Genomic DNA, 14,474 nt, shown 5'->3' with positions numbered 1-14,474 from the left:
TAAGTTTCAGAACAAAACATTTATGAGGCTCCCTGAATATGGGTTAGCATCCATTCCGTAATTTCCGGCACCCGGCCGTACTGCAGCATCTGTTCGATTTCAGCCAGCAGTCCCAGCTCCCGGTAACGGCTTGACGTTTCCAAGGCCTGCTTGGAAGGAGACGGATGGATCCGAATCATCCCGGATGCCCGAATAATAAATCCCAGCTCCTCGAATACCCCAAGCGCCATCTCAACCATCCGCTTTGACCAACCGGTACGCTTCACAAGCGCCGCCAACATCTCTTCCTCAGGAAGCCCTTGGCCGGCTCCCCGATAGATCAAGCTGTACACGAGCTTGAAATGATCGCGAGAAGGCGGCTCGATACGCTCTTGGGGCGCACGCAGCGAATGCAGCATATAGATGCGCTCCAGACCGGTAAAAGCGGATACCATCCCAGTCCAGCTCTCCGGTGCATCCGGAAGCTCCAGGACGAACAATGTCGACGCTGCGTGAATCCCAGCGGTTTGCGCGAGCTCGTTCCCAGGACGCACGCCAACGTTCTTATCATATACCCAAATCGGGGTCTCCTTCAAATCAAGGGTATGGAAAAATGCGGAACCTTCATTTACGACGACAGCCGACGCTCCCGAACCGCAGGCGGGCAGCTTATCCAGCTTCCCTCGAAGCTCTTCGAGCAGCTGCGATGGATTCCGGGAGCCGCGGTAATCAAACACCTGCAGATGAGACACCGCTAAATCCTGGATCATGAGCTGCGGCTTGCGCGAGCCGTTCCACTCGTTGACACTGGCTTCCGCAACGATATCGATCCGAGCTTCTTCCGACAGCAACGGGGCCAATTCACCTTTGCCAAACGCGACGGCTTCTACGGTTTTACCGTTTTGGCCAAGAATCAGCTTCAAGTGCTTGCCGTCTTTGCCCATCTGGCGGCATTCCAGCAGCTTTAGGCCACGAAGAAGCAGCCTGGGACAGGTGTTTGCCATGCCAAATGGAGCCAGTTGCTGGAGTTGTTCGATTGCTTGCAGCGTAATGTCTTTTAAAGAGCAAGTCAAATCGGTCTCCAGGACCGGCACGAAATGCTCCGGCGTGAGCCGCCCGGCGGCAAAAGCATTCAGCCTTCGGCCAAATTCCTCCAATCGCTCCCGGCTTAGGGACATCCCTGCAGCGGATGGATGTCCGCCAAAGTGGTCCAGCAGGTCGGCGCAATCGGTTAAGGCTTCATAGATGTCAAAGCCGGGAATCGAGCGGGCGGAGCCTTTGCATTCCCCGGTCTCGGGATGGATTCCCAACACGATAGTCGGGCGATAATACCGTTCCAGCAACTTGGAGGCGACGATCCCGACAACGCCGGCATTCCAGCCTTCGCCGGCCACCACAATCACGTCGGGCAGCCCTTCCGACTGCTCCTGGCTTTCCAGCTGCTGGAGCGCTTCTTGCACCATATCCTCGACAATTATTTGGCGCTCCTTGTTCAGCACATCCAGCTCCTCGGCGATCGCCTCGGCTTCTTCCATGTTCTCCGCCGTCAATAAGGCGACGGCGCGGTTGGCGTGGCTCATGCGGCCGCTGGCATTAATCCGCGGTGCCAACCCGAAGGCGACGGCTGTCGAAGTAACTTCCCCGCTGGACCAGCCGGAGGTTCCGAGCAATGCCGTCATGCCCGGGAATGCCGAGCGCTCCATCGATGCCAGACCGGACTTGACGATCATCCGGTTCTCTCCGGTCAGTGGCATCAGGTCGGCAATCGTCCCCAGCGCGGCCAGCTCGGTCCAAGCAATGGGGGTGTCCTCCCCCAGGAGCGCTTGGGCCAGCTTGTACGCCACCCCCACCCCGGCCAGTCCTTTAAACGGATACGTGCAGTATGGCAGCTTGGGGTTAATCAAAGCGTACGCTTCCGGTAAAACCGCCGGCGGTTCGTGGTGGTCAGTGACGATCACGTCCATGCCCACCGCATTGGCGTAGGTCACCTGCTCAACGGCGCTGATCCCCGTATCTACCGTCACGATCAGCGTAAAGCCTTTCTTGTGATAATGCTCCAGCACCGGAATATGTAGCCCATATCCCTCTTTCGTTCGATGCGGGATGTAGTAGTCATATGTAGCACCGAGATGCCTCATCAGGTAGATCATTAAAGTCGTCGATGACACCCCATCGGCGTCATAATCCCCGTATATCAAAATCCGCTCCCCATTTTCCACCGCACGGCGGATGCGCGGTACGGCTTCTTTCATGCCGCTGAGCAGCATGGGATCGTGTTGATCGGCAAGGCTTCCTCTTAAGAAGAGCTCCGCCTTCTCAGGGCTTTCCATCTCCCGCGTCACCAGCAAAGACGCCAGCAAAGGGGAAATATTCAGCTGGCCGGCCAGCCGTCTGGCAGCCTCTTCGTCATAGGGAAGCTGTGTCCAGCGATATTTGGCATGAAGCAAAAAACGTCACCTTCTTTCTTCCTGTCGGTTCTATCCCGGGGCCAGCTTACTGCAGCAAGTTCGGCAAATCACTATCAGCATCGGTATTGCTCTTATAAGGATACCCCGCCTCGTAAGGCCCGACTTGAATCCGAACGTCAGTGACATGGGAAAAGCGGTTGAGCAGCAGCATTTTGGCCCGATTGGCGATATCGTTGGCTTCCATAACGGTAAGCTTAGGATTTACGCTAATCTTGGCGGTCACGGTCACATAATGTCCGTTCTCCTGCGCTTTCAAATCATCTACTGTAATCACGCCATGCACCCGCTGTACCGTCTCGATGAAGGTAGCAGCATCCTCTTCGCGTACCTCCGTCCGAACCGGTCCGTAGATGGAGCGTCTCACCAGCCGATAGACTTGGATCATCACATGTAAGGCGACAAGGATCGCGGCAACCGGATCAAGATACGCCAGGACGGGCACATCCCAGGCTTGCCCTCCCATCGCCCCAAACACACCCGCGAGAACAACTACAGATGAGAACAACGAATGACGATGCTTCTCGACGATCAGCTGCAACTCCTGATCCGACTTCCTGCGGGAAATACGCAACTTGATTTGAAACAACGTTTCCCGCAAAGCCATCGATAGGAGCACGGCTGCCAAAACGAAAGTCTCCGGTGGAGTGGTGTCGCCCTCAACCATGTCAGTGATGGACGCAATCCACAGTTGAACGGTGCCCATCAACAAAAAAACGGAGAAGAAAATCGCCGGCAGCGGCTCAGGCGTCGCTTTGCTTGCGGACGAACCAGCCAGCCGCAAACGCCTTTTTCCCGGTACAGACAGTCTCGCGGCGACGCCAACCGCAACATCGTACGCAGAATATAATGCCCCGGCCAGCAATGTCAGACTGTCGTACAGCAGACCAACCGTCCCCAAAAACACGGCCAGGACAAGATCCCCAACGATCCCGGGCCATGCTGTCGGTGCCGGAATAACAGCTTGTTCTCGTGTCATAATCCCCCTCCTGATGCACGTAAAAGCGGACAAGTTACGAAAGCCGCGTCAGAAGACGCGGCTCTAGCTTTAATTCAGCGAATGAATGGGTGCTTCAATCAGACATTTCGGCCGTTCAGGAAGCTTTAGCCGGTTTATGCTTTTGCTTACTCTTGAGCAGGAACCAGAGCGGGCTTGCGATAAAGATAGACGAATACGCCCCAAACAACAGGCCGATTACCATCGCAAGCGAGAACATCCGGATCGACTCTCCGCCTAGAATGAGGAGGAAGAAGGCCGCCACGAACACCGTCAACGCGGTATACAAGGAACGCATAATCGTTTGCGATACGCTCACGTTCACCAGATTGATCAGGTCCTGACGAGTTTTCGTTTTGGCAAATCGCAGATTTTCGCGAATCCGGTCAAAGATAACGATCGTATCGTTAATCGAATAGCCGATAATCGTAAGTACAGCGACGATAAAGGTCAAGTCAACCTCGAGCCGGAAGATCGAGAAGACGGAAATGACCATAAAAGCGTCATGCAGCAGCGCGATGATCGCAGCCACAGCAAACCGCCATTCAAACCGGATGCCAACGTAAATAATAATCCCGATACAGGAGATCAACACGGCATAAATTGCATTGCGCGCCAGTTCTTTCGCCATTTCCGGGTCAACCGTATTCACTTCAAACGAAGCTTTATCGTCTAATTTGGCAATTTCCGCTTTCAGCTTCGCGTCATTCTCTTCACTTAATACTTGCGTAAATCGGATATTCATCCGGTCTTGTCCAGGACTGATGCTCGCTTCATTCTCCTCGATCCCCATATTTTTCAAGATCGGGCGGACTTGATCGGCCGTCAGCGGCTTGGACAGGGAAATATCCACATTAGACCCTGCTTTGAAATCTACGCTATAGTTCAAACCGAAGAACGCCAAGCAAATGATGCCGGCAATCGTCAAGACGATTGAAAGGGTGTAGAAGTATTTACTCAGATGTATATAATCCAGGTTCTTCTTAAAGCTCACGAATGTCACGCTCCTTCACACCGAAATACTTCGGTTTCAACAGCTTGCCGGCTTTGAGCAGCAGGTTCAGCAGGAAACGGGCGAGATAGATATTCGTGGCGATACTAAGTACGATTTCCACGATGAGCACCAAGGCAAAGCCTTTAACGGCCCCCGTACCATACGCATACATCACGGCCGCAACGATAATCGTCGTGATCTGCGAATCAAGCACTGTACGGAGAGAATGCTTGTCCCCTGCTTTGACCGCAGACATGATACTCTTGCCGGCCCGTATTTCCTCATGAATCCGTTCATTGGTAATAATGTTGGCGTCCACCGCCATCCCAATCCCGAGAATGATAGCCGCAATCCCTGGAAGAGTTAACGTAAAGTCTGCCCAGACGAACACGAGAATGAGCAGCCAGGTATGCACAATCAGGGTAAACGAGGCAATTAGCCCAGGCACCCGGTACATCCCGACCATGAACAGCAGAATGAAAAGAGAGCCAATCAGGCCGGCTTCAATCGTCTGATCCAGTGACTGCTTACCGAGCGTCGCGCCGACGCTTTGAGAATATTTCTCCGTCAGCTTCAACGGGAGGGCACCAAGATTGATCTTGTCGCGCAGCTCTTTCGCCTTCTCCAAGTCGCCGCCCACACTGATTTGTGCGGACCCGTCGGTCAAAACGGCTTGAACGATCGGAGCGGAGACCAGCTCATCGTTCATATAAATCGCCAGGGGTTGTCCCAGCAAACGTTTGGTGACTTCAGCGAACTTTTCTTTGTTTTTCACTTTAATGCTGACAACCGGTTCATTCATCTGTGTGAATTCCAGTTTGGCACCATTTTCCGCGAAATCGGTTCCGATCATTTCGATCTTGTTGTATTCGTCCGCGTTCTTCTCCGTGCCGTCCTTACTGCGGAACGTCAGCGAAGCCGGCTCCTTCATCGTCTTGCGCACTGTTTCTTCATCGGTAACGCCGGCCACCTTCAAGCGGATCCGGTTCGTGCCTTCCGTCGTGACTTCCGGCTCGCTGGTTCCCAGCTTGTTCGCCCGGTCCTCCAGGCTCTTGGCCGTTTGGATTAAGGATTCCTTCGTGACCTGACCTCCGCCTTCCAACGGACTGGCTTCATATAGAATCTCAAAGCCGCCTTTCAGATCAAGGCCGAGACGTACGTTCTTTAATAGGTCGGGGGTTGTCCAAGCCATGATGCCAAACGAGACAACCACGACGGTTATGAATGTGATAATTCTTTTCATCCCGTACTTCTTTCCCCTTTCAAATTCTCAATATTCCTATTATAGCGATGGCCGAAAAACCAGTCAATTTATCTAAAATTGTCAATTCGATTAACGACCGGCACAAAAAAAGATCCCATTTAATCCAAACGGGATCCCCGAAAGGCGGACATCGTCATATAGTTCATAAACTGGGTGACTTTCAAAGAAAGAATGTCATTCACCAATTGGTACAAGGGAGGGATTCCCCCCTTCTCGTATTTATGGCTGATACATTCCCAAATGTCAGGTCCGGTCACATGCTCGTACCCGATCAGCCGGAACTCCTCGGCCTTGCTGCGACACAAGCTTTCGATTGCCTCATTTAGTTGTTGGTCCGTCATTTGTTCTTCAGCCATACTTCAAGCCTCCTTCGAAAACCCGTCTTATTACATTCTACCCTAAATCTCCGAATCCTGCTTACAAGAGTTGTTTGGTTTTCGAATCTTGTGAAAAAGACAAGTCATGAACCGGGACAGGTCTGTCATATCCATGAAGTGAGAGGTTGTACGCCTCGCTTACGAGTTTATAAGGCAGCTGATTTCTATAAGCATCGCGTATGTAGGAAGTTACCAAAGTGCTGCCGGGGGAGTGGAGTTTCGATTGAATAAGCAAACCTTTATCCAAGGTACGATGATCCTGCTTGTGGCTGGGATCGTAAACCGCCTCCTGGGCTTCATTCCGCGCATCATGCTGCCCCGCGTGATCGGGGCCGAAGGCGTAGGGCTGTATCAGCTCGGTTATCCCTTTTTTCTCGTGCTCGTAACGATTATTACCGGCGGCATTCCGCTCGCTGTAGCCAAGCTGGTGGCCGAAGCAGAATCCTCGGGTCAGCCCGGGAGCTCGGTGTCGATTTTACGGACAAGCTTAGTATTTACGACGGCAGCCGGCTTTCTGTTTACGTTTCTCTGCTTGTTTGGCGCGCCATGGGTGACCCGTTACATTCTGACCGATGCCCGGGTTTATCACACTTTTATCGCAATGAGCCCGATGATCATCATCGTCTCAGTCTCTTCGGTCTTCCGCGGATATTTCCAAGGGAAGCAGGATATGATTCCCTCGGCGGTGTCGTCCATCATGGAAACGGTGGCCCGAATTATCGGCGTCCTCTGGTTCTCGTATCTCATGCTCCCGATGGGCATCGCCTATGCGGCTGCAGGAGCCATGCTTGGTGTTGTTGCCGGCGAGATCGTAGGCATGGGGGTCCTGCTCTGGCAGTATCACCGCCTGAAGCGGAGGGAGCGGCTGGGAGGCTCTACACCCGGCAATCTAGCAGTGAGCCCTGCCAATGCTGTGAACCCGAATGAGGAAACATCCGCCTCCTCCGCCTATCCGTTCCACGCCAACCTGCGCCGAATTCTGCGCATCGCCATTCCGGTTACCGGCAGCCGTCTGGTCGGCTCGCTCTCCTACCTGCTGGAGTCGATTACAACCGCGCGGAGCTTGGCGATCGCCGGCGTAGGAGTTGGCGTTGCGACCTCCCAATACGGGGCGCTGCAAGGGATGATCATCCCGCTGTTGCTGCTGCCGGGAGCGTTAACTTCGTCGCTCGCCGTCTCGCTTGTCCCTTCGCTGGCTGAAGCGCAGGCACGCGGCGACACCAGAACGATCCACCTGCGTCTCCATCAATCCTTGCGGCTTGCGCTGGTCACCGGCGCTCCGTTCGCCGCGATCATGTTCGTGTTGGCTGACCCGATCTGCCGGCTTGTGTACAACGATGGCACGATCGGAGGCATGCTCAAAATCATGGCCCCCTTCGCCCTTCTGCTGTATATCCAAACGCCGCTGCAGGCCACGCTGCAAGCGTTGGATAAGCCGGGCCGCGCACTCATTAACACACTGGTTGGGGCCATCATCAAAATCACCTTAATCTTCTATCTGGCCTCGAACCCGGCACTAGGCATCTACGGGGCAATTATCGCGATTATTATCAACTTTATCATCGTGACCGTCATGCATGCTGTCGGTGTGTCCAAATCACTGCGTTATCGTATGCCTTACCTGGATATCCTCAAGGTTGGAGCGGCGATGATCATCATGGCCGCCGCCGCGGACTATTTATATAAGAACCTCGTCCTGAGCTCTCAAATGGGCTGGCAGTTCTTGATGGCGGCCTCCCTGTCCGGATTGCTGTATTTAGCTCTAGCCGGAATCATGGGATTGTTTGATCTCCATGACCTTAAGCGGCTGCCTGTCCTAGGCAAATGGTTTCGGAAATAACGAAGGTTATTGTTTTGCGTCCATCTCATTGATATACAGCTTTCCATTATGATCGATACTGCAAAAGAACACCTGCTTGAAATCCGTTAAGCCTTTCATTTGAATCTGATTTTTCAGCCAAAAGCGGGTTTTTCCGATTTTGCGCAAGTTCTCGTCGTTTACCTTGCCATCCATAATGAGCGGCAGCGGGAGTGCTTCATATTTGATTTTTGCCGAGAGGTTGGCATCCTTCTTTTTGGAAGGCTGCTCTCCCCCTTCGGATTTATCTTTGGGAATCACACTAAGCTGCCCGCTCGTTTCCAACACGGCAAACTCGACGTCGGCAACGCTGTCGATCTGCTGCGAGCGCAGCTGCATCATTAAATCATCTAAGTTGTATCGCTGGCGTTTCATTTCTTCCCGGTTAATTTTCCCGTTTCGGATAATGACGCTGGGCTCGCCATCAAACCACAGCCTTATTTTACGGAAGCGAAGCGACAGCATGGCGATGGCGATTTGAATCAGCAGCAGGGTCAACATCGGTATGACTCCGTCATAAATCGGCCGATTGATATCTTCCAGGGCAAAAACGGCGATCTCTGCGATCATGATCGAGATGACCAGGTCGAAGATCGACAGCTCGCCGATTTCTCTTTTTCCCATAATCCGCATGACTCCGAATACCAAGAAATACATCAGGACGGTTCGGAAAACATGGTTTGCCACATGCTCGACCACGCCAATCCCTCCTCTGGTTACAAGTTCGCACAAAACATGGTATTGGTATTCTGACCGCCGCCTTCCCGTTCCATGCGAAAGATCACAGGTTAAAATCCGGGAGGCTTACATGAATCTTCCTAACTCAATTGGGCCAAGTAGGTCTATCCGAGTTAGCTTGACCATAAAATGTGGTAAAACGTCTGTCGAAGACATGGAAAAACAGGAGGCTGACCACGATGCATTTGATCCGCCGAATTTTCGGGATGCGTATGTCCCAGCCCACCGTTGCAGGGTTGTGGTATGGATTTTTATGGATGATGATCGGCGCATTGATTCTATCTTTATTGTTGCAAGGCGAAATGGTTGAAGAGTTTGAACTGTCGATGTACACGTATCTGGTGCATGCTGTTGCCGTCTTGTTCGGGGGGATCGTCTCCGGCAAACGTGCCAAACAGAAGGGATGGTATCAAGGCGCTCTGACCGGTGCACTGTACGTGCTCATCTTGCTGCTGATCAGCTTCTTGGCTCTAGATACGTCATTGGGGCTCCGGGAATGGGGATATATCCTGCCGGGGTTTGTCATCGGTGCGATCGGCGGCATGATTGGCGTAAATCTTGGCCGCAAATAACGATAGTGTAAAATCTCTGTGGGTGTAGGAATTGGAAAAAGCGGATATAGAAAAAGAGCTTCTCCCTTGGTAAAGTGATGTTTGCGCACAACACACCAAGAAGGAGGAAGCTCCTGTGAGCCACTTTACCACAACAATGCCGACGATGAAAGAGATTGAGCAATGGATTTTCCGGAAAATGCAGGAGGAATTCGCTCGTGCGATGAAGCAGGTACTGGAGGCGCTGGATCAGCAGATCCTGGAGCAACGGGACCGAGAGCGTTATCGAGTAAAGGACGAGCGTGAAACAAGCGTCAACACAGTGTTCGGGAATGTGCGCTTTAAGCGGAGATTGTACTGTGACCGTAGAAGCGGCAAACACGTGTATCTGCTGGATCAGCTGTTGCAATTCGAAGGGCGCGGGAAAGTCAGTCCGCATTTGGAAGAGACAGCAATCGCATTCGCAAGCCAAGGACCGTCGTACCGGGACAGCGCAAAGAGGCTGGAGCAGCTTTTGGGCTACAATGTGCTGAGCCACCAAGCGATCAGGGAAAAACTGATGGAGCGTGCGCAACAGCCGATGCCAGCGGTGAAACGGCGCGCTGCCCGCGTGCTGTTCGTGGAAGTGGATGGGCTGTACACGAAGCTGCAGCGGAGCAAAAAGCGCGGGATGGAGAACGCAATTGCAGTCGTACACGAAGGCTGGGAGAAGAACGGCAAGCGGGTACAGCTGAAGAACAAACAGCATTACCTGCATACGAGCGGCGGCGACTTCTGGGAAGGGTTCGGGGACTTTCTGGTGGAGCGTTACGAAATCGACGAGAACACGTGGCTTGTGGTGAACGGAGACGGCGCGGCGTGGATCGGGGAATGTACATCCTACTTTCACCAATGTCTGTACATGCTGGACCGCTTTCATGTGGCGCGTGATTTGAAACGCTTTGTTGGTCATTTGCCGCAGGTGTGGGAGACCGTGAGACGGTCTTTGGCCAAACAGGATGCAGCCGCGCTTATGGCGGTCCTGGAAGGCGTGTCGGAGCAAGAGATAGCGGAAGAGAACCGGAAGGATTGGAAGCCGTATAAAAGATTTCTAAAGCGGCATGAGAAGCATTTGGACGACTACCGAAAAACACTCCAGGCGAAGGGGATCGACACAAGCGGTATGCGCCCGATGGGAAGCGCGGAATCGCAGATGCGTATATTCGCCAAGCGGACGAAGCGTGGCGGGTACAGTTGGAGTGAGCGAGGCGTCAGGGCGATGCTGAGGACGATGATGAGGATTCAAGAAGCGGGCACGGTGGTAAGAACGGTTGAAGGACAAGCGAGTAAGCAGGCAACGCCGCAGCAGTCGATAAACATGCGGCAATTGCTCAAGAACGTGACGCAACCGGTCAAGGGTTGTATCGCTGGAATGATTCGCATGCTGCAAGGACCGAAGCAAAGCAGCACAACGGGTATGGCACTCAAAGCACTTCGCGGATAACGGCAAAAAATTCTGACAAATCACTTGTGTTTGATGAAAGAACGAAGCAAAGCGCTTACAAGGAAGAGGTTCCTTCGGGGTTCGCGTTCCAGGCTATCTTAAATGACTGCCCACGCTAGCTTGACACTGACGCAAATAACTTAAGGTTTTACGGCGGCCTCCATTCATGGTAAGTTAGACTTAGTCCAATCGACATCATCATGAGGAGGTCGTTCTCGCACGATGGATCATTCCATGTCCGGCATCTCGTGGCTGACCGGGATTTCCGTCATCATCATGGTCTGGGTGAACACGCTCCGCTCGCCATGGCATGCCGTTACTTCCCTATTGCAGCAACTGATCAAATCAAAACATTTGCTTTGGCTTTTACTTCTGATGGTTGGCGTGTTGCTGATAAATAAGTTTGAACTGATCCTAGAAGATCATCTTCCTTTTCATACCGATTTCACACCGTGGGTATTTGGAATTGAGGGACATTTCGTTTCAACGTTTCAAAGCTTGTTTCACTCAACGACTGTAACGGTAATAACAGCTTTCTTCTATCTAGTCATCTTGCAGGCGTTAATTCTTGCATCGCTGGGAATCTATGCGTCCGATGATCGTCTGCCGTTTCTTTATGCGACCTGTTGCACTGTGATCCTCAATTATCTGGCAGCGGTCCCCTTTTATTTGCTGTTCCCGGTGAACGAGGTATGGTCGTATCCGCCGTCAGGGGCTATCTTTTATATGCTAGAGGTTTTTCCAAATTTCGAACAGGTTTACCGCCCCTTGTCCGGTCTGAATAACTGCTTTCCTAGCCTCCACACTTCGGTCTCCGTATCGATGGCTATTTTGGCGATCCGTTCAGGGAACCGGCGCTGGGGTTGGTTTGCTTCAGCTTGTTCATTGATTATAGTGTTTTCAATCTTTTATATGGGGATTCACTGGTTGACGGACATGCTTGGAGGGCTGGTACTGGCTGCTTTGGCCTCCACCATCGGCCTTGCCTGGGGCAACCGCTTGGCGAACTCCGCGCGATCCGGAAACCTTAAGCCGCATCAGACCATAAGAAAAACGTCTATCGACGTACATTCAAAGTAGACAGACCGCGTTTAGCGGAAGTTTTTCTTGCGATATCAGGATGCCAATGCCCCGAAGTTTATACTTTCTGATATCTTAAAAAAGAGCCTGTAGCATACAGGCTCTTCCTATTTGTGTTTGTCTGTAACGCGATTAACCTTCCGACTCTTTAATGGTGTGACTGATCGCGCTGCGGTCAAACGTCAGCTTTGTCACGTCATTCACGCGAAGCACTACCGTATCGTCGGTCAGCTCCATAATCGTTCCATGCAATCCGCCAATCGTCACGATCTTATCGCCTTTCTTCAAAGCGCTCAGCATCGAATTACGTTGCTGCTGCTTCTTCTTCTGCGGACGAATCAATAAAAAGTAGAAAACGGCGATCATGATAACAAATGGAATGATCATGGAGATAAGCGAGTTGGCGCCAGTTGTTTGTTGCGCGGCATACTGAAAGAACATGTCATTTCCCCCTTTCCAAAATCGAACTAACGCTTTTTCTTAAAATCCTTTGTCATTGCCAAACAGACCGTACTGCTCAAAAAATTCATCCCGGAAACTCAACAACCGATCTTCCATAATCGCCTGACGAACTTTACCCATCAGATTGATGAGGAAATGCAAATTATGGTATGTAGTTAATCGCAGCCCAAACGTCTCGTCGGCTTTGATCAAGTGGCGGAGATACGCCCTGGAGTAATTTCGGCAGGTATAGCAGTCGCACTCGGGATCCAGCGGTCCGAAATCGTTGGCATACTGAGCGTTGCGTACGACTAAACGGCCTTGGCTGGTCATCGTCGTACCGTTGCGCGCGATCCGAGTCGGCAACACGCAATCGAACATGTCGATGCCGCGAATCGCTCCTTCAATTAAGGCATCCGGAGATCCGACTCCCATCAAATAACGGGGCTTGTCTGCCGGCAGCAGCGGAACGGTATATTCCAGCACCTCGTACATGAGCGGCTTAGGCTCGCCTACACTCAGTCCACCAATAGCATACCCCGGAAAATCTAGGGAAGTCAAATCGCGGGCGCTTTGCTTGCGCAGATCCTCGTACATGCCGCCTTGAACGATGGCAAACAGTCCTTGATCGTGCGGACGGGCATGGCTCTGCAAGCAGCGTTCCGCCCAGCGGGTCGTACGCTCCAGGGAATTTTTCACGTATTCATAATCCGCCGGATACGGCGGGCATTCGTCAAACGCCATCATGATGTCCGAGCCGAGCGCATTTTGGATTTCCATTGCCACTTCCGGAGACAGGAATAGTTTATCGCCGTTCAAGTGGGAGCGGAAATGTACGCCTTCCTCCGTGATTTTGCGCATTTCACTCAGCGAGAACACTTGAAACCCGCCGCTGTCCGTCAAAATCGCGCGGTCCCAATTCATAAATTTGTGCAGTCCGCCGGCCTCACGAATAATTTCATGTCCCGGACGCAGGAAGAGATGGTACGTATTGCTTAAGATGATTCGCGCATCCATCTCCTTCAGCTCTTCCGGACTCATCGTTTTTACTGTTGCCTGCGTACCCACCGGCATAAAGATCGGTGTTTCGAACGAGCCGTGCGGCGTATGCACGCGCCCTAACCGGGCTCCGGACTGCTTGCAGGTTTTGATATGTTCATACGTAATTGCTGCTGCCAATCTGATCAACCATCCTCTACTCAAATAAAAATGCGTTTAGTAAATAAACATGGCGTCACCGAAGCTGAAGAACCGGTACTTCAAGTTGATCGCTTCCTGGTAAGCCTGGAGGATCCGCTCGCGTCCCGCCAGCGCGCTGACCAGCATCACCAGCGTTGATTTCGGGAGATGGAAGTTCGTAAGCAGCGCATCGACCAGTCCAAACTGGTAGCCGGGATAAATAAAGATCCCTGTCCAGCCGCTGCTCTTGACGATGGGGCCGCCCTCACATTGCTTAGCCACCGTCTCCAACGTTCGTGCCGAGGTCGTCCCGACGGCAATGACCCTGCCGCCTCTCGCTTTCGTTTCATTTAAGACGTCAGCTGTTTCCTGCGGCAGCACATAATATTCTTCGTGCATGACGTGATCCTCAACCCGGTCCACCGACATCGGCCGGAACGTGCCCAACCCGACGTGCAGCGTGACGAAAGCGATCGTCACTCCTTTCGCCCGCACTTGCTCCAGCAACTCTTCGGTGAAATGCAAGCCTGCCGTTGGTGCGGCGGCTGAACCCTCATGCTTGGAATACACAGTCTGATAACGTTCGCGGTCATCCAGCTTCTCCTTAATATAAGGAGGCAACGGCATTTGGCCCAAGCGATCTAGGATTTCGTTAAAAATCCCTTCATAAGCGAACCGAAGTACGCGTTCGCCCATATCCCCTTCGGACTCGACGGTGGCTCGCAGCTCGTCCCCAAACACGATCACCGATCCGGTTTTTAATTTCTTACCGGGTTTGACCAAGGCTTCCCAGCGGTCCTCGCCCAAGTTTTTGAGCAACAGCACTTCGGCTTTGGCACCGGTCCCTTCCTTTATCCCAAACAATCGGGCGGGAATGACCCGCGTATCATTCAGCACCAGCGTATCGCCTGGCTGTAAGTAATCCAATATATCGGAAAACTTGTGATGCCGGATTTCCCCGGTCTGTTTATTTAGCGTCAGCAAGCGCGAAGCGGTGCGTTCGGCTAGCGGTGTCTGGGCGATGAGCTCCTCCGGAAGCTCGAAGTCGTATAGATCTACATTCATCGG

The 14,474-nt window shown here is 52.5% G+C and carries 13 protein-coding genes; 4 read left to right on the top strand and 9 right to left on the bottom strand.

The genetic code is table 11. The annotated features are described in order from the left end of the window. Nucleotides 1–20 precede the first annotated feature (20 nt). The 5 genes from recJ to ACL02P_RS00700 all read right to left on the bottom strand — a co-directional run bounded on the left by recJ (nucleotide 21) and on the right by ACL02P_RS00700 (nucleotide 6,055). Entirely contained in the window at nucleotides 21–2,426 is a 2,406-nt protein-coding gene (gene recJ / locus ACL02P_RS00720) for a single-stranded-DNA-specific exonuclease RecJ (RefSeq protein WP_412836618.1), read from the bottom strand. 46 nt (nucleotides 2,427–2,472) lie between these two features. After that, complete coding sequence (locus ACL02P_RS00715; RefSeq protein ID WP_260070211.1) at nucleotides 2,473–3,423, bottom strand: cation diffusion facilitator family transporter; 951 nt, start codon at nucleotides 3,421–3,423, stop codon at nucleotides 2,473–2,475. A 115-nt stretch (nucleotides 3,424–3,538) separates the two neighbouring features. Further along, nucleotides 3,539–4,435, bottom strand: a complete 897-nt coding sequence (gene secF / locus ACL02P_RS00710; RefSeq protein ID WP_050769721.1) for a protein translocase subunit SecF — start codon at nucleotides 4,433–4,435, stop codon at nucleotides 3,539–3,541. After that, nucleotides 4,425–5,678, bottom strand: a complete 1,254-nt coding sequence (gene secD, locus ACL02P_RS00705; protein ID WP_009224411.1) for a protein translocase subunit SecD — start codon at nucleotides 5,676–5,678, stop codon at nucleotides 4,425–4,427. Before secD ends, secF begins: the two co-directional genes overlap by 11 nt. A gap of 119 nt (nucleotides 5,679–5,797) precedes the next feature. After that, a complete protein-coding gene (locus ACL02P_RS00700) occupies nucleotides 5,798–6,055 on the bottom strand; it encodes a post-transcriptional regulator (protein WP_009224412.1) in 258 nt (85 codons plus the stop codon). Between the two features lie 244 nt (nucleotides 6,056–6,299). On the opposite strand from ACL02P_RS00700, the gene spoVB reads away from it, so the two are divergent. After that, nucleotides 6,300–7,916, top strand: a complete 1,617-nt coding sequence (gene spoVB / locus ACL02P_RS00695; RefSeq protein WP_412836617.1) for a stage V sporulation protein B — start codon at nucleotides 6,300–6,302, stop codon at nucleotides 7,914–7,916. 6 nt (nucleotides 7,917–7,922) lie between these two features. Here the strand turns inward: spoVB and ACL02P_RS00690 are convergent, their stop codons facing one another. After that, on the bottom strand, nucleotides 7,923–8,591 hold the full coding sequence (locus tag ACL02P_RS00690) for a DUF421 domain-containing protein (protein WP_412837295.1): 669 nt from the start codon (nucleotides 8,589–8,591) through the stop codon (nucleotides 7,923–7,925). 260 nt (nucleotides 8,592–8,851) lie between these two features. Between ACL02P_RS00690 and ACL02P_RS00685 the strand changes: the two genes are divergently transcribed. From ACL02P_RS00685 to ACL02P_RS00675, 3 genes are all read left to right on the top strand, one after another. After that, nucleotides 8,852–9,244 carry a TIGR04086 family membrane protein gene (locus ACL02P_RS00685; protein WP_009224415.1) on the top strand — a complete coding sequence of 131 codons (393 nt, stop codon included), beginning with the start codon at nucleotides 8,852–8,854 and terminating at the stop codon, nucleotides 9,242–9,244. A gap of 115 nt (nucleotides 9,245–9,359) precedes the next feature. Continuing rightward, on the top strand, nucleotides 9,360–10,706 hold the full coding sequence (locus tag ACL02P_RS00680) for an ISLre2-like element ISTco1 family transposase (protein WP_080836672.1): 1,347 nt from the start codon (nucleotides 9,360–9,362) through the stop codon (nucleotides 10,704–10,706). A gap of 222 nt (nucleotides 10,707–10,928) precedes the next feature. Next, a complete protein-coding gene (locus ACL02P_RS00675) occupies nucleotides 10,929–11,786 on the top strand; it encodes a phosphatase PAP2 family protein (RefSeq protein WP_260070209.1) in 858 nt (285 codons plus the stop codon). Nucleotides 11,787–11,918: 132 nt separating this feature from the next. On the opposite strand, the gene yajC is transcribed toward ACL02P_RS00675, so the two are convergent. Genes yajC through queA form a run of 3 tightly spaced genes read right to left on the bottom strand, consistent with a single transcriptional unit; the run spans nucleotide 11,919 to nucleotide 14,471 of the window. Further along, nucleotides 11,919–12,227, bottom strand: coding sequence for a preprotein translocase subunit YajC (gene yajC / locus ACL02P_RS00670; protein ID WP_009224417.1), 309 nt, complete (start codon nucleotides 12,225–12,227; stop codon nucleotides 11,919–11,921). A 39-nt stretch (nucleotides 12,228–12,266) separates the two neighbouring features. After that, nucleotides 12,267–13,406 carry a tRNA guanosine(34) transglycosylase Tgt gene (gene tgt, locus ACL02P_RS00665; protein WP_009224418.1) on the bottom strand — a complete coding sequence of 380 codons (1,140 nt, stop codon included), beginning with the start codon at nucleotides 13,404–13,406 and terminating at the stop codon, nucleotides 12,267–12,269. 36 nt (nucleotides 13,407–13,442) lie between these two features. Beyond that, nucleotides 13,443–14,471, bottom strand: a complete 1,029-nt coding sequence (queA, locus tag ACL02P_RS00660) for a tRNA preQ1(34) S-adenosylmethionine ribosyltransferase-isomerase QueA (protein ID WP_036644734.1) — start codon at nucleotides 14,469–14,471, stop codon at nucleotides 13,443–13,445. Between the last annotated feature and the right edge of the window lie 3 nt (nucleotides 14,472–14,474).

Source organism: Paenibacillus sp. MB22_1, from assembly GCF_047200555.1.
Classification (GTDB): Bacteria; Bacillota; Bacilli; order Paenibacillales; family Paenibacillaceae; genus Fontibacillus; species Fontibacillus phoenicis.
This window is presented reverse-complemented; position numbering and strand designations above follow the sequence as displayed.

What these genes read in the sequence shown, in the direction of transcription:
- ACL02P_RS00715 (WP_260070211.1), bottom strand. Translation starts at nt 3,423, where the DNA reads ATGACACGAGAACAAGCTGTTATTCCGGCACCGACAGCATGGCCCGGG.
- secD (WP_009224411.1), bottom strand. Translation starts at nt 5,678, where the DNA reads ATGAAAAGAATTATCACATTCATAACCGTCGTGGTTGTCTCGTTTGGC.
- ACL02P_RS00700 (WP_009224412.1), bottom strand. Translation starts at nt 6,055, where the DNA reads ATGGCTGAAGAACAAATGACGGACCAACAACTAAATGAGGCAATCGAA.
- ACL02P_RS00690 (WP_412837295.1), bottom strand. Translation starts at nt 8,591, where the DNA reads ATGTATTTCTTGGTATTCGGAGTCATGCGGATTATGGGAAAAAGAGAA.
- ACL02P_RS00685 (WP_009224415.1), top strand. Translation starts at nt 8,852, where the DNA reads ATGCATTTGATCCGCCGAATTTTCGGGATGCGTATGTCCCAGCCCACC.
- ACL02P_RS00675 (WP_260070209.1), top strand. Translation starts at nt 10,929, where the DNA reads ATGGATCATTCCATGTCCGGCATCTCGTGGCTGACCGGGATTTCCGTC.
- yajC (WP_009224417.1), bottom strand. Translation starts at nt 12,227, where the DNA reads ATGTTCTTTCAGTATGCCGCGCAACAAACAACTGGCGCCAACTCGCTT.
- queA (WP_036644734.1), bottom strand. Translation starts at nt 14,471, where the DNA reads ATGAATGTAGATCTATACGACTTCGAGCTTCCGGAGGAGCTCATCGCC.